The organism is Dysgonomonas sp., from assembly GCF_035323175.1.
Classification (GTDB): Bacteria; Bacteroidota; Bacteroidia; order Bacteroidales; family Dysgonomonadaceae; genus Dysgonomonas.
In genome coordinates, this window is sequence record NZ_DAOKYH010000016.1 from 24,616 (window position 1) to 46,738 (window position 22,123).

Below are 22,123 nucleotides of genomic sequence, written 5' to 3' on the forward strand. Positions count from 1 at the left end.
GAAATTAAATAATTCCTACTGAAGACCAACGACTTAATGTATTGGAGGATTTCTTCCAGAATTTTTTTGAATTAGATAAGTTGCTCTATTTCTTAGATTATTTTTCTATTTTAAAACTTTTAGAGACTTTAAATGCAGGAATTTATGTGAGCCGGAATAATAATTGTCATATTTTTAGCTATATTTCGAGCTGCTTTTGAGCTCTTTTCTTTACAATGAAGCTGCCAAATCTTATCAAAAGATACTGATAAGAATTATTATACTTAGCAAACCGTTCGATGCAGTTTACCGCTTCTCTGGTCATCTTCTTATCGTAATAGGTGATATCTCGGTTATAACCGATATGAGCGACAGTCTTATAATCACTATATTCTTCCTGGTTACGGTCAGCAATAGTTATTCCGTTTCCCATACTGCAAAACATTAAATCTTCTTTCATTTCAGGTTATATTAATAGATTAGTAAATAGATGACATAGCAAAAAATCCCGATTTGTATGAACAGCCATATCAGTTTGAGGAAAAACCTCCATATACGCCATGTAAGAATGATCCCTAAGAGTATGTACAGTGTATTCAACTTCTATTTTAGAACCCATCGAAGGACTTGGCTCAATTACGACAAATATTTCCATGTAATTTAGAATGGAGTTGTTTATATTAATATCCGAAATACATTACGAATTCGTAAGATATTTCCCATAACATTTTATTGGATTTTATGCTATTTAACACACTTATTAAGATTGAAAGTTAATATCCATTTATATAACTTTAAGTCTTTTCTTGTAATAACTTCACCGTGTTAAACCTAATTAAGTTCTTATGAAAAAACAATACTTTCTAATTATTAGTGCATTGTTCTTTTCTGTTTTGTTAATAGGTCAGAACAAGATTACCACTCCCTACGATTTTCCACTTAAACCCGGAATGGAAGAATGGAAAAATTTAAACTCCGGAAAAGAAATGCTGGATGCTTGTCAAATACCCGAAGAAGTATTGAAAAACATGACCACACAAGCTCTGGCTGAAACCTGTATGAACTATCCGTTATATATTGATTATCTCGCAACAAATGATGAGAGAGAGGGCATAAACCGAATAATCAATAGCTTTAATGGTTTAAAAGAATTGTCAGGAAGGGAGGATGGTTCTAAGGAGTTGATTAATGTGTATAAGAAAATTCCGATTCTTGATTCAAATGCAAAAGCAAAAGCAAAAGCAAAGCAAGAAAATTCACCCTTTCAGATCATCTTTATAGAATTAATTCTCGGCAACAACGCTTTTATGAATAAAATGAATGAGAATGATCTGGTTCACCTGAAAGCTACTGTACTGGAAAAATATCAGAATAAGGTGGATAACGACGAAGTTTATAGCCTGTACAATACACTCAGGACTTTACTGTTAGGTGCAGAGGTAATGGCTAAACAAGGTTCTATATCGGCAAAGACTAGATCAATGGATAAGGACGTCAGTAATTTTATAAAGAATTACACGAACCCGACAAAAGAAGAACTGGAAAAATTCACTAAAATACTTTGCGAATAATGATGAAACATCTCAGATACAGCTTATTGATATTACTTATAGCCCTGTTACAAATATCATGCGAGAACGATGAATCCGACATTTCAGAGCCCGATTATCTGGAATTGGAATTAATAAAAGATTGCCTTGAATATATGAATATGCCGCGTCCGGAAGGATCGTATAACTACCCCGTATATCCGGGTATGAAGGCATGGGCTGATTTTACGTCCACTCCCGATATGGTCGAGGCTTGCCAAGTACCGACAGAGGTATTGGAAAAACAATCGACGCAAGCAGTCATACAAGCTATCTGGGAATATCCATTCTTTTATGAAGTAATGCTTGATTATGGTAAATATCAAAGGGCTTACGATAATATTTTTTTAACGAATAACGCCCATAAAGAATTAATCAAGAGAGACGATGCAGGTATACGCCTCTTCCAAAGGTATATCCTTGTCGAACCCTGTTTAGACGGTGTGACAATTTTACCCAGAACGCTGGAAGTAATGATTTCTCAGGAATATTTTCTAAGCCAACTTACGCTCGATGATAAAATTGCGCTGATGAAAACAGTATTTGAAAAAGAAAATGAAAGAGAAAAGCGAGGAATAACCCTAAGTGCAACAACAAATGCCACTTATTTATTGATGGGAAGGATCATGCAAAATTCCGGTTATAAACCTTTTACAGATGAAACCGCAGTAAACATTGTCCTGTCTCGTTTTCTTAAAACCAGCATGCCTGAAGTATATTCTATGGAAGAGTATTATACGCTAATGAATATTATAATAGATAATGCTAAGAATTTTACAACCGAATAGATATGAAAGCAAGATATATAATTATAATTTTCCTATTTGCCAGCCTGATTTGTAATGCCCAGATAGTATATTTAACCACGCCGAGGGGCTCGAAAGTATATGCTTTTCAAAGAATAGAAATGAATCCAGATGATATTCAACGATTAAATACCCAAACAAAAGCGCAATATCCCCAGGCAGAAGTATTGGCAAATGCTTCCGCTACTTATAATTGTCATAGCTATGCATGGAATCTGAGTGAAGGAGGTACTGAAGTATGTTGGTTAAATCAAGAATTTATATTGGAATGACGGCAGCTTTGTTGCAACAAATGAGAATGAAGCTGCAAAAATATTTTATTATGCCGGAGACCATTCGGCAATAAAATCCCCTACACATACAGGTAAGTATGAATCAAAATGGGGGGCATTGCCCCTAATGAGGCATTCTCCTACTTATGGGCCATCCGATTATAATATGTCAACTAGACGGTATTACAAAATAGCTCCGGAATTTGATTTTAAAATTTCCGGCTCCGCAACAATATGTCCGGGCGAAACGAATACTTACTCTATACCAAACCTACCGGGTGGAAGTACAGTAATATGGGGTTCTGATGTATCATTAACTGCACCACGTCCGGTATTGGAAATAAATAGTTCTGATCCGAACAAATGTACTATAAGAAATACCTATAATTATCCTATTGAATTTATACTTAAAGCAACAATAGTTTTGTCCGGAGGTTATTCCAGGTCAGTGGAAAAAAAGATAATAAGCGCATCAACCCGGCTTACTACATTTAAGGGGACTTATACCCAGATTTCTTCTCCTACCGTTAATGTCAGAAATAGAGAGTTCGACAATACATCCTTATTTATTCAGCCAAATATACAGGCTGAGATCAAGTTTACCAATGTAGGCTCAAGAAAGGTTACCTTGTCTAACACGACAGGAAATGGAAAGCCCGTATCCTGGTATTACAACAGTTCGAGTACTACACTTTATGTCACATTATCAACAACAGGTGGTTCTGTTTATATATTTACAGTAGGAACTGAGGGCTGTGCAAACGGTAGTTCTGATTTTACTATTTTTGCAAGTACCGGAGCTCCAAAATCTTTAGGTGTTCCACAGGCAACTGTTAATGTGTATGAGTTATTAACAGGCACTAAAGTATATACGAATAAAAATGTGATGACAGATTCTTTTGATATAAAGAGTACAAATCTAAAAGAAGGATATTATCTACTGGAAATGCTATATGAAAATGGCGAAAGAACTACTGAAAAAATCTATTTAAGATATTAATTGTAAACTATAGCTATCGGAGTTGTAAAAATCTATAACTTTTGCAGTTAATTTTAGATTGATTGCTAATATATAGAATGTTGCTAATTAATCTTTATTTAAAACCGGATATTTAAATAAAACAATAAGCATTATTTATATTGATTTCAGATAATTAATGGGAAAATGCTTTCATTATTTGAACGTGGTTTATATTATATGCATTTTTATACTAAGAAAATAAATCCTTAACATCATAAAATATAAGAATAAGATCTCAAATTAAATAATAGAAAAATGTCGAAATGGTAATAAGCTAAAAATGTAAGGACTTACAAAAACCGAACTTTTATTTTTACATGAAAATAAAAGTAGTTATTGATAATATAATGAAAAAGTTTAAAAAGGAAATTATTAATATCCATAAACAATACGGAATAGCGTCTTCATACGATAGTTCTGAGGAACTTATTTATAGTAATTTGCACAATGAGTATGGTGATGTTTTCTGTATATTCAGTTATGAACGAAATCTTATTTCCAGTAATTCAATTTATGCCAGAAATATCCCAGCCAATATAATCAGCCATTTACAATCAATATTGGATAACATGAACAAGAATTTTGAGAAAGGCCGTTTATACATTGACCGCAATACTAATTGTGTTGCTTTCAGTGTTGATTACGAAGTATCTGATTTGAAGCTACAAGAAAAAGATCAGGATTTATTCAGATCCTTCTGTATTCAATTTTATGACGTGTTTGCAACATATCAAAAAGATATTTATGAAATAATTTCATTAAATCACGATTCTATAAGATCTGCAGGATCATGTTGATTCTGTTTTCCCCCTCTGAATTACCATTATTGTAATTTAGAATATGCAAGCAATAAAATCCTTGTCCGCATACGTTTTTTGAAATATATTTAACGAATGCAATAATCTTGTTTCCGATAAGAAAGAGAGAAAGAATAAATCATAGATAGTGAATTTTGACTAAGATTTGTTATTCCTATATTAAGTGAGACATTTCCCATAACATTTTACTTCTTCTAAGAAATAACAGATTCTGACAGGAAAATCAGATAATTCCGTACCCTTCTTTGTTTTGATTAGCTACCGATTTCTAATATCTTTAATAAAATAAAGAGTTGACTATTTTAAAAGATAAAGTTGCCATTCATCTATATAGAACTATGTAAAAATAGGGGATTAAGAAAAGAAGACCAATTATTTATGTTTAAACAGAAAAACGACTATATTTATTATAGTCTTTTAAGACTACATTTTGAAAAATAAGAAGTGCTTTTATTCTCTTTAAAATCGCCAAATTTAAATGAATACACAAAGCACAGGCTATTCACGATATAGAGTGAGTTGTGTCTGCGTGTATTCTGGTGTTTGGCGATACCTAAAGAGAATGTGGATGTGACTCACTTCTTTTATATAGAATAATACCTTATTTGGTTGCGTAAGGATAAATTTATAAATCAAATGAGAAAACTATTTTTGTTGATGTTTGTTTTAGAAGTCGGAATTATATATTCTGGAAAAATTAAAGCTACTACCCTTTAAGGGTATATTTTCAATTGCTTAATTGAACAACACATCCAAAGAGGGAATTGCTCTTTTGGAGATAGATTTTAAGGATGACTGCTATTGTTTATTATGAAGATCCTTGTTTTTTTGCTCTAACCGGAGAATTAGATAATCTTATAGCTTCACTTTTAGAAAAAGACGCAGATGTGGAAAAGGACGAACAGACATCCTGACACAAGAAAATTTAATTGATAATTCACATAGGGAATTAGACGGCTATTTTTAGTGAATAAAAAAATGCAAACACCTTAATACGCCACAATATTCCATTAAAAGTTAGGGGGTATATATATTTTGACTTGTGGTAAGAGAAAATATATGATAACAATTCTGCACTCCTTAATCAAAGGATATAAAGACATCTAGTCGCATTTGCAGTATAAAATAAAGGTACCTAAAAATTCTAAGTGAGTATATAATTACCAAAACTAAATACAAGGAGAGTAACGAATACAGCAGAATATATACTGCACAAAATAGAGATTGACATAATTGATAAATCTCATAATTAATATTATTTATTCCTATAATTCTAATTATGAGAATTATTTAATGATAAAAATATCATAAAATCTATTTATTTGGCAATATGATTTATTTTAGAAAATTAACCAATTAAAGATAACCTATTTATGAATCATTCAAGAGTGCAGATGTCTATATCTTTATAAATAATTTTAAAAAGGAATAGAATATTAACAGACTAAGGGAAACGAGCTACTTAAATGGGACTATATAACAATCTAAATGCCTTTTTGTGGTTCATCTAAATATTAATGATGTATGAGTAAAAAGACTATTCTGGTAGATTCTGTAAAAGGAGAGAATCTTCATGATAAATTGATCAATACAATTCGAATGATCGTTTTTGAAAAGGACAAGCTATCCAAATCTGAGAAAGAGAAAGTTGCATCTATTTTGGGTGATATTTTATGTCTTGGTAGGGAGTCTGTATACAGGAGACTTCGCGGAGAAGTTAGATTCTCTTTTGAAGAAGTAGCATCGATTGCGAAGGAACTAGGCTTCTCTGTAGATAATATTATAGGATCGCAGGCCGAAAAGAAAGCTATCATTGAATTAAAGTACGGAGAATCCAAGGATAGGGATACTTTCTATACAAAAAAAATCGAAAGCTATGCTTCTATGCTTTCCAATTTAGCTCAGATGGAAGGTTCTGCTGTTAGCTATGCATCGAGTGCATTCCCGTATATTCTATCATACGAATATGAAGAACTGACAAAGTTTCGATTTTTCAGGTACTTTTATCAGATGGACGGTCATTTTATGTCATTTAAGGATTTTGAGATTCCGAAAGAATCATTGAACGCTCATCGTATTTTTGCAAATGAGTTCAGAAAGATAAATAAAATTCAAATAATAATTAATCATGATATTAATTCTTCGATAATTAGAGACATCTATTATTTTCATAATTTAAGTTTATTGGATAATGAAGATTTAAAATTGATCCGATCAGAATTGAATGAAATGCTAACTGAGATTGAAAAGATGTCTATCACCGGTACATATCCTGATAGTAATACTAAGATTGCATTATACTTAAGCAATACTGAAATCGATTCATCTTACCTTTTGCTTGAAGCCAACGGTTTTCAGCAAGCTTTCCACTCCATATATGACATCGACGCAATTCACACCCTAGACCCCAGTATATGTAAAAAGCATTCCTTGTGGATAGAATCCCTGAAAAGATATTCAACACTGATAACTTTTGGGGGCGAAATCCAGAGACATAATTTTTTCAGGGAACAAAGAAAGCTAATCAATAGTATTATTCCCTAGTAACCAATAATAATGAATATCTGACTACAGATTAAGTGAATTCCATCCTTTTGTATTAGTTTATATTTTAACTGATTAGTTGTTCATTTGGCAGATTAGTTGTTATTTTGATAGACAAAAAGATTCTTAGATATTAACACTATCCTTCTAACAGATATTCGATTGAAATAAACTGATTATAACATAATAAGATATGAAAGTTATAGAGTTTCAAGGCGAAGACCAACGACTTTACTATCTGGTGGCACATCTGGTGATGAATGAGGATGTGTTGGCCTATAATCTCAATTATCCATACCGGACTTCTGCCGACTACCGCTGGTTTGTGGCTACAGGAGACAGCTCTGAAACTCTGGGTTTTGTTCCGGTAAAACTGAAAGAAGGGAAAGCCGTCCTGAATAATTATTATTCAGCTGATGATGATCCGGCTGTCTTGTCCCTGCTGTTAAAAGAAGTTGTGCGCAGCCTGTCTTTTGAATATGAAATTGAGGCAGTAACCCAAGTGCGCCATGTTCCCGTTTTTGAAGAAAGCGGTTTTTCTATTTTGTTCCCATGGAAAAGATATGTCAAAATGAAAGCTTTCAACCATGAAAAAGAATGTTTATGAATTAGCGATGGAACGTATAGATCGTGTTTTCAAGCATTTTGACAACATATACGTCTCCTTGTCAGGTGGGAAGGACAGTGCTGTATTGTTAAACCTCTGTATACAATATATGCACAAACACAATATTACAAAAAAAATAGGGGTATTCCATATGGATTATGAAGTCCAATATAACGAAACAACCTGCTACATCGAACGCGTCCTGCAAACTTACCGGGATTATATTGAAGTCTATCATATCTGTGTGCCTTTCAAAGTAAGTACATGCACCAGCATGCACCAGATCTTCTGGCGTCCATGGGATCCCAAACATCAGGAATTGTGGGTCCGTGAAATGCCTCAGGGTTGTTACACCAAAGATGATTTCCCTTTTTATAATCATGAAATGTGGGACAGTGAGTTTTATATTCTTTTTGCACAATGGCTACACCAGCGTAAAAATGCGGACAAGACCTGCTGTCTGGTAGGTATCCGCACACAGGAAAGCTACCATCGCTGGCGAACTATACATAGCAACAAGAGGTTGAATATGCTTGGACATTTACAGTGGACGCGCCGCTTGTCAGAGAGTATTTACAATGCATATGTAATCTATGATTGGCTGACCACCGATATATGGACTGCCAATGGCCGGTTCGGATGGGATTATAACCGCTTATACGACCTGTACCATTTAGCTGGAGTCCCATTGGAAAAACAGCGTGTGGCCAGTCCTTTCATATCGGCAGGACAGGAGACCTTATCTCTTTACCGTGCGATAGATCCCGACATGTGGGGCAAAATGATATGTCGTGTAAACGGTGTTAATTTCACAGCCCTGTATGGGCATACCCAGGTTGTGGCAAGGCATAAAGTCACTCTTCCGGCCGGACATACATGGAAAAGCTATATGCATTTTCTGCTGTCTACCCTTCCGGATAAAACCAGACGTAATTATTTGCAAAAATTATCGGTCAGTATCCATTTCTGGCGGGAAAAGGGTGGATGCCTGTCTGAGGATACAATTCATAAATTACAGGATATGGGTTTAAAAATAGAAGTTGCCGGTCATACTAATTATAAAACGACAAAACGTCCTGTCAGAATGGAATATCAGGACGATATAGACCTGTCCGAATTTAAAAACCTGCCATCTTTTAAACGGATGTGCCTGTGTATTCTGCGAAATGACCATTTGTGCAAATACATGGGATTTTCTCTTACAAAAAGGGAAATAGAAAAAAAACAACGTATCATGAACTTTTATAAGATACTCAAATGATTGAAAGCCCGGTGTATAAAATCAAAGCTGTACCTTTAGATAAGATACGTGCAAATGCATATAATCCGAATGTTGTAGCTCCACCTGAAATGGAATTGCTCGAACTCTCCATATGGGAGGATGGCTACACAATGCCATGCGTTTGTTATTACATAGCAGAGGAGGATATCTACGAACTGGTGGACGGATACCACCGATATATGGTCATGAAAACCTCAGAACGTATTTATAAGCGTGAGAATGGGTTGTTACCGGTAACGGTAATCGAAAAGGACCTGTCAGACAGAATGGCTTCAACGATCCGGCATAACCGAGCTCGCGGAACACATAATATAGAGTTGATGACAAGCATTGTCGCTGAATTAAAAGACGCAGGAATGACTGATGAGTGGATCATGAAGAATATCGGAATGGATAAGGATGAATTATTGCGCTTTAAACAGATATCCGGATTGGCGGCATTATTCGCTGATAAAGATTTCAGCATACCGGATTCATCTCAAGATGGAAAATATCATGCTGATAAATAATAATTGCATACCTCGCTATCGTCAGTAAGACCGGAATTTATCAAAAGGACAAACAGAGATGTAATATATTGAAAAACAGTACTAAAAAAGTGTGTGATTTCATGAACCAAAATACCGAATACGAAAAATTAGCAAGGGAGATTTATCAGGGATTAATCAATGCTGAGGGTATTCATACCATAGATGTTAAGCACAATGTAAAACTTACCGGTAAATCCGGACAGGAGCATCAGGTCGATGTTTATTGGGAGTATGAAATAGCCGGAGTCAAGCTGAAAGTTATTATCGAATGTAAGAACTACAATACAACTGTTCCAATTGGTAAAGTAAGAGACTTCTTCGGCCTTTTAGCGGATCTGACAAACGTTAGCGGTATTATGGTCACAAAAATAGGATATCAGGCCGGAGCAAAGGCATATGCCAATTACTATGGCATTGAATTAAAGGAATTAAGAACTCCCGACAAAGAAGAGAGCATAATAGGGGAATTGGAGCTTAGTATAGGTATAAACCGCAGAAGTCGCCTCTTTTTGATAGACGACCAATGGGCAAGATTAAAGAATATAAATCTGGAATTATTAAGCAGTCGCCTTCGAGAGATCTTACCGCAGGGTGATGAATTGGTCAAAGACGGTTATCTTCCTCTGGAAATAACCCGGGATACTTCGATTCTTGATAAAGAAGGACAAGAGATCACAACCCTGGATGAATTGGGGGCTAAACAGCCTGAAAAAAATGAACACATCTTCGATTTTGAGGATGCCTATATAAATACCCTGCATTGGGGACAAGTAAAAATAAGAGCAGTCAAATATATAAGGAATCAAACCCAGGAAAGGAAAGTATTTGCCATTGATGCAAGAAATATAATAAAGGTAATATTAAAAGACGTATTAAGTGGTCAAATAAAGTTTTTTGACAAAACAGGAAATGTGAAACAGTTCTAAAGATGATGAAGAATCTTTTTCCCCGGAATATAAATATAACAATAGCCGGAAATAAACCACAGGCTGAATGTAGGTGAAATTTTCGGCCTTGATATTTAACATATAATAGATGGAGTCTTTTATCTCCCGGTTGAAGATCTGTAACTCTATGGCATTTAAATCAACGAAGATATTTTCTGTGCTAATAGTTGGTAATCAAGACTTGTTAAAAAAAGAAGAATCAGATAAATTAAATAAATCATGAGCGAAAATGTAAAACAGATTGGCCAACGACTCAAGGGGTTACGCGAAGCTTTGGATATGACATCCGAAGAATTTGCAAATTCGTGCCATATTTCTCCAGTGGAATACCAAAAATATGAATCTGGAGATAAGGATTTGACCATAAGTGTATTGAAAGGGATCGCATCAGTGCATAATGTAGATGTGTCGGTACTAATGTTTGACGATGAGCCTCGGATGAGTAGCTATTTTCTTACTCGTAAAGGCAAAGGTTTGGCTATTAATCGCGTTGCCGATTATAGCTACCAGACACTTGCCGGAGGTTTCAATAATCGTAAAGCAGAGATATTTGAAGTGACGGTAGAGCCTAAGGGTGAAAACGTTGAAATTCATCATAGTATACATACCGGACAAGAGTTTAATTTAATTCTTGAAGGTCGTATGTTGCTACAAATAAACGGTAAAGACCTGATATTGGAAGAGGGGGATAGTATATATTTCGATTCCAGCCTTCCTCACGGTATGAAAGCCTTAGATGAGAAAAAGGTCAGATTTTTAGTAGTTGTATTGTAGCATATGGAGTTCCATATGTTTTTTTATGACTCATAATTTTTTATTACTAAAACCATGTTAGAAAAATTTCTGAAACAAATAAGTTTCACATCAACTCAGGATTTCGCGGATAACTATCATGTCCATATTCCTGAGAATTTTAATTTCGGTTACGATATAGTTGACCAATGGGCAAAAACAAATCCCGATAAAAGAGCGATGTGTTGGGCAAACGATTTGGGTAAACATATTGACTTTTCTTTTAAAGATATGAAAGAGCAAAGTGATAGAGCAGCATCTTATTTTCTGTCACTGGGTATAGGCAAAGGCGATATGGTGATGCTTATTTTGAAACGCCGGTATGAATTTTGGTTTTCAATAATAGCATTGCATAAAATTGGTGCTGTTGCTATTCCCGCAACACATCTACTAACTAAAAAGGACATTGTTTATCGTAATAATGCAGCAGATATAAAAGCTATTGTCTGTGTTGACGATGAATTAGTTATACAACATGTTAATGATGCCATGTCAGAATCTCCTTCTGTAAAATATAGAATTGTTTGTGGAGAAACAGATTCTGACGGATGGATAAATTTTGATCAAGGTTTGAAAGATGCAAAACCTTTCGTACGTCCCAAGCATGTAAATATAAATACTGATATATCCTTACTATATTTCACGTCAGGTACTACCGGGGATCCTAAAATGGTTATCCACGACTATACTTATCCTTTAGGGCACATCGTTACAGCCAAATATTGGCACAACCTGAATGAAGACAGCCTTCATTTGACCGTTGCCGACACCGGTTGGGGTAAAGCTGTTTGGGGTAAACTATACGGGCAATGGATTGTAGGAGCTTGCGTCATGGTATATGACCATGAAAAATTTCATCCGCAAGATATGCTCCGCCTTATACAAGAATATAAGGTGACATCTTTTTGCGCTCCGCCTACAGTGTATCGCTTTATGATCAGGGAAGATTTATCGGAATTTGATTTGTCTTCTCTTAAATATGCTACTACTGCGGGAGAAGCCTTAAACCCATCTGTTTTTGAAGCTTTTTATGAAGGCACCGGAATAAAAATGATGGAAGCCTTCGGACAAACTGAGACGACTCCAACGATCGTCACCTTTCCTTGGATAGAGCCGAAACCCGGTTCTATGGGCGTTCCTAACCCTGCATATGATATGGATCTTATATCTCCTGACGGGCGTTCAGTTGAGGATGGTGAGGTTGGCGAAGTTGTTATTAAAACAAACAGATGGAGGCCTCTAGGCTTATTTATGGGATATTATCGCGATGAAGCGTTGACAGAACAAGTATATTATGATCATCTATATCATACAGGTGATATGGCTTGGCGTGACGAGGATGGATATTACTGGTTTGTAGGACGTACAGACGATGTCATCAAAAGTTCGGGATACAGGATTGGACCGTTCGAAGTAGAAAGCGCTTTGATGACACACCCTGCTGTTGTAGAGTGTGCTATTACAGGTGTTCCCGATGATATAAGAGGACAAGTCGTTAAAGCAACTATTGTTTTAGCGCAAGAGTATAGGGATCAAGCTAACGATGAGCTGAAACATGAAATTCAGGATTATGTAAAGAATGTAACAGCTCCATATAAATATCCGCGCATTATTGAGTTTGTCGACGAACTTCCGAAAACAATCAGCGGGAAGATAAAACGTGCAGAAATAAGAAAGCATCCAAAGTAAGAACTCAAAAAAAAATTCAGGGAAAGATTGCTTTTAGAGGTATTCAATAGATTTGAATACCTCTGTTTTATTTAAAGCCAGAGTGGGAGATAATAACCATCAATCAGTCATACAGAAGAAAGATATAATTCAATGAAGTAAAATTCCGAATACGGAGTTCTGCTAGAGATTAATTAATACTGTAAGAATTCATACGATTGAAGTTAAACACAATATAAGACTCACTGGAAAATCAGGTCATAAACATCAGGCTGTTATGTTTATCGGGAGTATGCAATAACCATAGTCAAGCTGAAAGTCATTATCGGATGTAAAAACTACAATACAACTGTTTCCGTAGGGAAAAAGAGACTCCTTCAGCCTTTTAGGCATATCTATGGAAAATCATATTGGCAAATTGAAGATAGATCTAAATGAAATCTTGGTAGAGTTTGTTTTCAGCTATTCAACGTTTTATTATAAGACAAAAGATTTTACAGGAGGTTAAGCCCTAATAATTTCTTTAAGATATATAAACTCAACCGGACAGTACTCTACAACTCTGCGTCCTTGATAGGTAAATGCTTTCCCTTCTCACAAACAATATCCGGATGATATACCTATATTTTATATTTATGTAGTGAAATACTGTGAAAAGAGAAGAAATATAATGACAGGCAATACTATCCAATCTAAATAGACCTTAGTTTAGCCGTCAGATCTATTTTATAATTAATTTTTTGCATATGGAAGTAATAACTATTGAAAAAGAAACATTTGAAGGAATGCTTAGTAGTCTTAATACACTCACAGAGCTGGTTATTTCTTTGACTCAGGGATTCAGCAACAAAAAACTTGATGATTGGCTGGACGGACAGGAAGTTTGTTTATATCTGAACATTTCACCCCGAACGTTACAAACCTACCGGGATACTGGGAAAATTAGTTTTTCCCAGATTAATCGTAAAATTTACTATAAATCAAGTGATGTGGAAGCATTAATAAAAATGAATATAATTAACCCATAAAAAATAAAAGCATGGAAGTAATAACAAGAGAAAACGCTCAAATTATCTCCTATTTTGAATCGCTAAAGACAATTACAAATTCTCTGAAAAATCTACAGGGTATTTATCCTTTACTTAATGGAGAACGTTATATTACAGATAGGGAACTATCCTTAAGGCTCAAGGTTAGTCGCCGAACATTGCAGGAATACCGGACTAACGGGTTAATACCTTACCTGCATCTTGGAGGTAAGATATTGTACAAGGAGTCTGATGTTATCGTGCTACTAGAAAAGTCTTATGTCAAAGCTTGGGAAGATACCGATATTTAGAAAGGTATAAGAAAAAAATGACCTGTACTTATTTCACAACAAATACAGGCCGGTCTCAAACTTTACATCGGATAGTACGCATTTCACAACTGATACAATCCTCAAACTTATAATCCAAAAAATATGAATATAATCAATGTCATTTCTTATCGGATGATTTTCCTCCCGGCTCAATCCGGTTCCTAAAAATCCCCATTACTTCTGACTTTTTATAATACATCCGTCCATCAATTTTATAAAATGGAATCATATTTAAATCTCTATACCTCTGTAAGGTGCGTTTAGTAACTTTCAATAGCAGGCACAGATCCTGATTGTCTATCAGTTCATCCCCATCAAGACAATTTTTTATATTAGCCATTCTTTCCAATTTATCATCTATTTTGTCAAAACGCTTTTTAAGCATATTCTTTAATTCATTGAACATTTCTTCAAAAGAGCCGGAGTTTTCCATATCTGACTATATTTACTATGAAACTATAGTACAAAGTAGCTCTCTTTTTTATTGTAAAATTCCAAACTTGTGTATTATTAATTGTATATCTTTATATATCAGACTTATTATCAAACAATTGAAAGATTACCTAATCTTGGTTTTATTCAGAGATGCTTACATAGCTTAGCGTATAGTCTTTTGGGGGTAGTATTATACTCGGTAATCTCTTATTTCAGCACTTTTTTTTGCAAAAAACATTTAGCCGAACTTTGGATAAACAAGAATGTATCTTTAAGATTTACAAAATATTACGAAATATCAAAAAGGAATATACCTTCATTTTTTCCAAAAGAAGATATATCCCTTAGTTTTTCTTATTTATTTATCCAGCTCCTCAATATAATTATCCAAACTATCCCTCATACGATCAAAAATATTATTAGATTTTTTCCTGAGCCTGTAATCATAAAGATCCCTTGATACATTTTCGCCTAAATCAAAATTGAATATATTCCCTAGATATTTTACTATCTTCTTTAAACTAACATTCCCATAATCCAAACATTTTAAAAGTTTCAGCCCATAGGCCAATACAACAAGGTCCACTTTCTTACCTGTCCATGTAAGTTTAGTTTTTGGAAAGTTATTATCTTTGACTTCTTCATCAAATGAGGATGAATTCTCCAATTTATACAATTCCTTCTTAACATATGATTCAATCAGCTCATTAGCGAGTATTTTCGCTACCTTAAAATCACAATTTGTCGAGAAGTTCGGATCCCGCTCGAAATAAAAACTTTCCAGGTTCATTTTAATATCAGTCTTCCCTCTGAGAAAATAGACCTTATCCATGTGGGTGGATTTACTTTTATAATAATGGTAGAAATCCTTATTCTTACAAAAAAAGTCCGTAACACGTTGCAATTCTTTTTTCAGGTAAGTTATCCTTACTTCATTTTCACCTTTAGGCATATACATTTCAATGTTATATACTTTCCTGTAAAAAATCAAATGACAAAACAGCTCAGGTTTTGTTTCCTTGAAGAATTTAATTTCTTCTTGTTCATCCTTAAAGTGATAGGACTTTATAAATTCCTTTAACCGACCAAAGATATCCTGAAACAGATTTATACACTTTTCAGAACTGTATAATACATCTTCAACGTTACAATCATTGAATTTACAAAGTGAGTCGTTCACTTCCTGATTAATTTTAGTCATAAAGTCATTCATAGGAGTCTAAAATTTAGATTGTTAATATTATTGTTATTTTTTAATACCAATCTGGTATTTTTTATCAGCGCTCTAAATTTTTCAGACATAATGTCCGATACATACCAGATATAATTCCATATCAACAGAGAGATAATTAAAAAGGATACTTTTTATTATCTTGTTGATTAACAGCATTTATGCTTGTTTTACATATTATTTATATTGATATACTTTACCGAATCTTGTGGTATTGAAACAATATTCTGATCGTAGTCTGGATATATAACCACACATCCGCCTATTCTTAGTAAGAAGTATTATTTATTATAATAAGAGTGAAGCAACATTATAAGGCTAGGAAGTGTTAAGAAGGAGAATCCCTGATTAATCAGATAATCTATTCTTACTTTTCTTTGGGCATAAAACTTTCAATACCAATTTGGTATTCCTCTTCCTTTGTCCAATATGTTACATAATCGATGTTGTGTCTGGCACCAGAATAATGAAAACGTACTCTTACTTCACGATCACCATAACGTGCTTGTTGCTCTTGTAAATGTTTTATTAATTCACTTATTTTCATTTCTTCATTTATCTTTTGGCTGATTCGCTTATTTTGCTTCTACCTATAATAGTTTCATTATCCCTTATACCCAATATATTTTCACATTAAGTAATTAAATGAACTGTAAGGCATATTAGTAGAATACTTCCCATTATTAATAATATAAATAATCCACTCAAGAAAATACTTAAGAGTTCTATCTTGACATCAGACCCATCATCTGATTCATGAAAAGAGTCATGGTTTATAAGATTATTAACCATTTCCTCTATTGTAAATGTAAAAAGAAGGACTCGCGAATTTCTCAATTGGCAGAGCCCTATGAAGACAAAATTTACAATAGTAGATAAGCGGATATGGAATCCGCCTTGCCCTAAATCATTATTCTTTTTTTCTTTCATTACTTTTTATTTTCCAGGTATTCATTTGTATGTATGTATTCTACTTAACTTAATAGGACTCAGTTCCGCCCTTATCAGAAGTGTATTCCATACCAATATAAAATTGGAATAACAGTTAAAACAACAGTTCCTTTTAGAGTAGAAAATATCAGATGCTGGGAGTATGAACTTTTTTGCAAATTTCATAATTTTCAATTAAACCTATAGGTGGCATAATTATGTCACCTACAAGTGAGGATACTATTTTTTCCAACCCTCCACCTATTATAATACCCATTGCCATACTGACAAGGTTTCCATGTGTCATAAAAGTTCGTAATTCTTTGATAATAGCCATATTTTATTATTTTTTTTAGTTTTTACTTATTTAATAAACCGCGCAAAATATCACATCTCACGCGGATCATTCTTAACACAAACTTTACAAAACTACATTACTGCCGATCTCTATCTGCAGCAATTTTTTAATATGTTTACATCAATGCACTCATTAACTCTATTCAACTATCCTATTTTTAATAACTCTTACAAGTAATAGGAGATTGTTTCTATTTACAGGATTTTAGTACACTATTATTTTTCAGATATATACATTTTAATATAAACTGCGCGAAATATCACATCTCACGCAGATTATTTTTGACACATACTTTACAAAACTACACCACTGCCACTAATGGCTCAACAGGTGCTTCATGTCTTGATACGACAGAATGCCCGACTCTGTCACTTTGTGCCTTCAATAAACGGTGCAAAATATCCCATCTCACAGCGTTCAAAAAACTTTTACAAAACTGCACTACTACCGGCCTTTACTACCGGCAGCATTTTCAACTTCATTTATTTTAATAGAATCCGATCCGCTTTATAGACGGATTTATCTTTCCTATGGCCCTGCCTGTAAATCTGTAAACCCGACAATCGCTTTTGACGGGATGGCTTATTGGCTGGCAAGTTATTGTATCTCTACATCGTATACATAACAAATGATTCCCTTTGGTTTTTATCTATAGTGCGATACTTTTCCCCTTATATAATATTAACCTGTGCTCCAAAAAGCCGTTTATATCTTAATTCTAGCTTGTGATCATCAATTACCAAGTTTCAGTAAAAGACGAACCCGCTATCTATATTAATTATTCTTATGTCTGGCGTCACCGACCTTTAATAAACCGCGCGAAATGTCACATCTCACGCGGATCATTCTTAACACAAACTTTAAAAAACTACATAATTACTGATCCTTCACAACAGCAATTTCTTAGTAAATTACACTTACGCGTTACTCATTAGCTTTATTTTCGATTCCTATTTACAATCCTGAAATGCAATAGAACAATATTTCCATTTACAAGATTTTGATATATTATTCAGTTTCATTTTTATATATTTATATTTTATCAAAACTCAATTGTAAACCGCGCGAAATATCCCATCTCACGCGGATTTACCTTAACACAATCTTTTACAAAACTACATTACTGACACAGATATACTATCTGTCGTATTTTTATTTATTTTAATAGAACGCGATCAGTCTTATTGACTGATTTACTTTTTCCTTCAACTTTCACAATATAGATTCCTGTACGTCCATATGAAAGTTCTGTAAATTCAGTAATCTCATTCTTGTGAACTTGTTTATTCGCAACAGTCCTACCCATCATGTCATAAACTGTAGCTATACAATCCTCTTCGGTTTGATTATTTACGGTAATGATATTATTCAATACATAGATAGTAAGAAGTGATGCCAGAGCATCATCAGTGATAGTAGATGATGATGCTGTTACCAAGAACCGATCGATACCGGAGGAGGCAGATCTTGCTATTGTATATTTTTCATTGTTAACAATAGGGTAATAACGCCCGGTAACTAGATTCTTAAGGTATAATTTACGGTGTTCAACATCGGGTGTCACTGAAAAATTTATTGTATAACTTTCACTTAGAGCTGACTTAACCGCAATTGTTGTTCCTTCTATTTCGGAGACAGTTGCTATTTGATAGTCGGATTGATCACTTCCCGACACATATGTTTGGATAATCTCTCCTTCCTTTATCTTGTATCCATCCCAGCCGTTATCAAATCCAGTAGTTGCATCAGCCTGTTCAAAAAGCCAGACACGGTCGGCCGAACCTTCTGCGATGACATCCATCACGATATGGGGCAACTCTGTTGTTGTGCTGCTTCTGAGTTCTGCTGACTTCCAAGGTGTTATTGTTGATGAATTGAGTTCATTTTTTGTTAATTCATCATATTTCAATATGATATTGCCCGGTGTAGTCACATTCAGCATAAATGTATGCATGGAAAGTATCCTGTCGGGAATTCCTGCCTGTCCTGAAAGATTAAAAGGAACAGCCTGATATTGTCCTGCTGCCACTCCCATTACAGCACCTCCATCAAGTTTACGCCACTGATCCCGCGTACCTGTATTAAAAAGGTAAGCGGTGTTATCATTTAATGTGACGCCTCCAAGGTTTATAGCTGACGATGTGATCGGTATTGCTGCCGTGAAAGAGTTTCCTATCAGGTTCATGCCCGGATAGTTTACATTTACACTACGAGTTAAAGAAACATTAGCATCTCCGACATTTAAGCTACCAATAAAACTATAGATATGAGTTGGGAGAACATTTGAACTGCTGGTCATTTCATAACCCTTAAATGCTTTTAAGTCTGTATCGGGAGTATAGGGTGCAGGTTGCCATTTATTTCCATTGAATGGTTCTACCCACTGGTTTACAGTTTCTACCTGAGGGTTCAGATAAGGAAAACCTGATGACTGCACAGGAATACCGAAATACTGCCATTGCTTTCTATAGAATCCGCAGGTGGCACATTCGTATGCCTTATTATAAAATTCGACAGTAGCATTTACATTCTGGTTATCATCAGGATTAGTAAAGAGTAACGTTCCTGTCGGCTTATCAGGTGATGTCTTCACAACAATAGTTCCTTTGTTCGGATTATTATCTCTTACCACACCATTGATTATTAGCTGATTTTCAGTGGTTACAACTAAATCTACATTCGAATCATTGATAAGATCGCCAATGATGCGATCTTTGTCCAGGTACAGATCCTTTATAGCTGTCCCTTTTCCGTTTCCAGCACCGCTTATTCCATTATTCGTTTCTGTTGCAAATTCAATATTATCACCTTCTGCAGGTACAAAGTTAGCAGTCCAATTTTCTTGTTTAGCCCAATCAGTATCGGTAGTGCCATACCAATAGTTATACCATTTTAATATTGCATTATCGGAGTCATTATCTGGGTTTATATCGCCATTGTACTGAACTCTCGCTGTATTTGTCCAGCTATTTATCTGAGTAGTAGGAGAGTCGGGTGTAACTTTTATAATGATTGGTGGATAAGAAAGTAAGGCATTTAAAGCATCTGTACGCTTAAAGGTATATATATTTCCACTAACGGAAGGTGTCCATCCATTAGCCGTAAGTCCCCCCGATCTGCCAGTATAGTCAGTTACGGTTAGTCCCTCGGGTATAACATCCGTTACAGTTACAGCGTTGCCTGCAACTTTATCAATTCCACTTAAATTGGTAACAGTAATAGTAAATATATTTCCGGCTGCTTGGGCAACCCCATGATTATCTACATCTTTTTCTAAACTTAGATCCAGATTTGGATTATATACGGTAGTACTAACTGTGGAATGATTATTTGTTTTATCATCATTCAAGTTCGGTATTTCGGGTGGAACTATATCCACATTATTGATAATTTTCCCTCCAGACGGAATCCCATTTAATTTCCCTTTGATAATAAAGGTACTTGTACTGTGAGGTGCTAATGTTATAGTTGCCGTTAATGAGTTTTTATCCCATGGAACATCCGTTCCACTGGTAAAGCCCACAGCAGTATTACCTGTATTACCATTATCCTTAAAGGTAACGGTATTGATCGAGAACGTGCTACCGTATACAATATCGTTCCCATTACCATCTTTTATTACATCCTTTAGTACTAAACCGGGCAATATTGAGGTGGAGTTGTTGATGACGTTTACAGTATAGGTCAAAATTCCGTCTTGTGGCGAATTTTCTTTATCTACATTCTTCTGAACAAGAACATCTCCGGGAGTAGTAATGAGTATATTTCGTATTTCATGATAGTTAACGAATCCTCCGGTAGAAGCAGAAAATCCAAGTTTTAGTTTTGCAGGAGGAATATCTTCTGTCTCGTAATCTATAAGATCTTCAAAAGCACCATTCGGTGTTGTGGCCCATTGTACTTTTATTTTATATTTTCCATTATCCGGTTCTATATAAATCCTCACCCTTCTGTAGAACTGAGAATCTGTCGGTCTGGTTGAAGTTTGAGGTCCATAAGCAATATTTCCAAAACTACCGCCAACTTTTTTACTCTTCAAGAATCTGTATGCCGGATTAGCACTGTTTTTAGGCGTTTCAGGACCTCTTAATGTAATAGAATTCGGGCTTAAGTCACTACTTGGCCCATCTTTACCTTCTTGATTAGATGCAAAATTACCATATTCATCCAACCCAACACCTAAATACGCACCGGCGAGACCCGGTCCACCATCGGCCCTGTTGCTTGGAGCATATCCTAACGATCCACCGAAAGCCCCTATTCTAAATGTCGGCGTATCTGCGTCAAACAGGAAAAGACAGATACCGTCAGCACTACTACTTTTACTACGCCATGTCTTATACTCAAAATCAATATATACACCTAGTGTAGATGGGAAGGGGGTATCAATATAAGCATAGCCTCTTTGAGAATTATCATCTTTAGTCAATCGGAGCCAACCTTCATTTACCGGGTCTGGATTTCCAGAGGTGAGATATGCCTTTGGATTACCACCCAAAACAATGTTACTACCTACAGAACTTTTTTTGAAATTTTCAGTAATTGTGAACTGAGCTTTAAGTACAGGTGCACAAAAAGAGTAACAGATAAATAATACTGAAAATATTTGAAACCTTATATATTTACAATGAAGAACCATGTTTATTCTTTAATTAGAAGTCTATCACTCCTTATCTTATTATCAAATATCGTATGCAAACGAATGATTACGTCCTACTGATACAATGTTTATTCTACTTTTTCCTCCACAATTCGATACTATTTTTCCATTATGTGATATAAATCTACTAAATTGTCGTTTATAGCTTATTTTTGTCATATTATCATCAATTATCAACTTTTAATCTAAGATAAACATATCACTATCTTATTATTCCTATATCTAACTTCCCAATCTTTAAATAAACCGTACGAAATATCACATCTCACACGGCTACACAAACTTTACAAAACT

The 22,123-nt window shown here is 34.8% G+C and carries 20 protein-coding genes; 14 read left to right on the top strand and 6 right to left on the bottom strand.

Translation table 11 applies throughout. The features are described 5' to 3' along the window. Positions 1-178: 178 nt before the first annotated feature. Positions 179-439: a hypothetical protein gene (locus PKC55_RS14810; RefSeq protein ID WP_291126714.1), complete on the bottom strand. Its 261-nt coding sequence runs from the start codon at positions 437-439 to the stop codon at positions 179-181. Positions 440-824: 385 nt separating this feature from the next. Here PKC55_RS14810 and PKC55_RS14815 point away from each other — a divergent pair, with 385 nt between their 5' ends. The 14 genes from PKC55_RS14815 (at position 825) to PKC55_RS14880 (ending at position 14,194) form a co-directional block, all read left to right on the top strand. Further along, positions 825-1,550 carry a hypothetical protein gene (locus PKC55_RS14815; protein WP_291126712.1) on the top strand — a complete coding sequence of 242 codons (726 nt, stop codon included), beginning with the start codon at positions 825-827 and terminating at the stop codon, positions 1,548-1,550. After that, on the top strand, positions 1,550-2,356 hold the full coding sequence (locus PKC55_RS14820) for a hypothetical protein (protein WP_291126710.1): 807 nt from the start codon (positions 1,550-1,552) through the stop codon (positions 2,354-2,356). Before PKC55_RS14815 ends, PKC55_RS14820 begins: the two co-directional genes overlap by 1 nt. A 2-nt stretch (positions 2,357-2,358) precedes the next feature. Further along, entirely contained in the window at positions 2,359-2,646 is a 288-nt protein-coding gene (locus tag PKC55_RS14825) for a hypothetical protein (RefSeq protein ID WP_291126708.1), read from the top strand. A gap of 166 nt (positions 2,647-2,812) precedes the next feature. After that, entirely contained in the window at positions 2,813-3,646 is an 834-nt protein-coding gene (locus tag PKC55_RS14830) for a hypothetical protein (RefSeq protein ID WP_291126706.1), read from the top strand. 368 nt (positions 3,647-4,014) lie between these two features. Beyond that, a complete protein-coding gene (locus PKC55_RS14835; protein ID WP_324373541.1) occupies positions 4,015-4,464 on the top strand; it encodes a hypothetical protein in 450 nt (149 codons plus the stop codon). Positions 4,465-6,009: 1,545 nt separating this feature from the next. After that, positions 6,010-7,029, top strand: coding sequence for a helix-turn-helix domain-containing protein (locus tag PKC55_RS14840; RefSeq protein ID WP_291126702.1), 1,020 nt, complete (start codon positions 6,010-6,012; stop codon positions 7,027-7,029). A 193-nt stretch (positions 7,030-7,222) separates the two neighbouring features. Continuing rightward, positions 7,223-7,636: a hypothetical protein gene (locus PKC55_RS14845; RefSeq protein WP_291126700.1), complete on the top strand. Its 414-nt coding sequence runs from the start codon at positions 7,223-7,225 to the stop codon at positions 7,634-7,636. Next, the gene (locus PKC55_RS14850) at positions 7,617-8,897 is read left to right on the top strand and encodes a DUF3440 domain-containing protein (protein ID WP_291126698.1); all 1,281 of its coding nucleotides are present in this window, start codon (positions 7,617-7,619) and stop codon (positions 8,895-8,897) included. Before PKC55_RS14845 ends, PKC55_RS14850 begins: the two co-directional genes overlap by 20 nt. Next, the gene (locus PKC55_RS14855) at positions 8,894-9,427 is read left to right on the top strand and encodes an IbrB-like domain-containing protein (RefSeq protein WP_291126696.1); all 534 of its coding nucleotides are present in this window, start codon (positions 8,894-8,896) and stop codon (positions 9,425-9,427) included. The genes PKC55_RS14850 and PKC55_RS14855 overlap by 4 nt, the downstream gene beginning before the upstream one ends. Positions 9,428-9,528: 101 nt before the next feature. Continuing rightward, positions 9,529-10,374, top strand: a complete 846-nt coding sequence (locus tag PKC55_RS14860) for a restriction endonuclease (protein WP_291126694.1) — start codon at positions 9,529-9,531, stop codon at positions 10,372-10,374. 240 nt (positions 10,375-10,614) lie between these two features. Continuing rightward, the gene (locus PKC55_RS14865) at positions 10,615-11,169 is read left to right on the top strand and encodes a helix-turn-helix domain-containing protein (protein ID WP_291126692.1); all 555 of its coding nucleotides are present in this window, start codon (positions 10,615-10,617) and stop codon (positions 11,167-11,169) included. Positions 11,170-11,223: 54 nt separating this feature from the next. Then, entirely contained in the window at positions 11,224-12,876 is a 1,653-nt protein-coding gene (locus tag PKC55_RS14870; protein ID WP_291126690.1) for an AMP-binding protein, read from the top strand. Between the two features lie 725 nt (positions 12,877-13,601). Then, positions 13,602-13,883: a helix-turn-helix domain-containing protein gene (locus PKC55_RS14875; RefSeq protein ID WP_291126688.1), complete on the top strand. Its 282-nt coding sequence runs from the start codon at positions 13,602-13,604 to the stop codon at positions 13,881-13,883. An 11-nt stretch (positions 13,884-13,894) separates the two neighbouring features. Beyond that, a complete protein-coding gene (locus PKC55_RS14880) occupies positions 13,895-14,194 on the top strand; it encodes a helix-turn-helix domain-containing protein (protein ID WP_291126686.1) in 300 nt (99 codons plus the stop codon). Between the two features lie 139 nt (positions 14,195-14,333). Here the strand turns inward: PKC55_RS14880 and PKC55_RS14885 are convergent, their stop codons facing one another. The 5 genes from PKC55_RS14885 to PKC55_RS14905 form a co-directional block, all read right to left on the bottom strand. Beyond that, entirely contained in the window at positions 14,334-14,648 is a 315-nt protein-coding gene (locus PKC55_RS14885) for a helix-turn-helix domain-containing protein (protein ID WP_291126684.1), read from the bottom strand. A gap of 360 nt (positions 14,649-15,008) precedes the next feature. Next, complete coding sequence (locus tag PKC55_RS14890; RefSeq protein ID WP_291126682.1) at positions 15,009-15,851, bottom strand: RteC domain-containing protein; 843 nt, start codon at positions 15,849-15,851, stop codon at positions 15,009-15,011. 397 nt (positions 15,852-16,248) lie between these two features. Further along, positions 16,249-16,428, bottom strand: coding sequence for a hypothetical protein (locus PKC55_RS14895; protein ID WP_291126680.1), 180 nt, complete (start codon positions 16,426-16,428; stop codon positions 16,249-16,251). A 531-nt stretch (positions 16,429-16,959) separates the two neighbouring features. Continuing rightward, positions 16,960-17,148, bottom strand: a complete 189-nt coding sequence (locus PKC55_RS14900; RefSeq protein WP_324373542.1) for an MscL family protein — start codon at positions 17,146-17,148, stop codon at positions 16,960-16,962. A 1,177-nt stretch (positions 17,149-18,325) separates the two neighbouring features. Next, positions 18,326-21,808 carry a DUF8693 domain-containing protein gene (locus PKC55_RS14905; protein WP_324373543.1) on the bottom strand — a complete coding sequence of 1,161 codons (3,483 nt, stop codon included), beginning with the start codon at positions 21,806-21,808 and terminating at the stop codon, positions 18,326-18,328. Between the last annotated feature and the right edge of the window lie 315 nt (positions 21,809-22,123).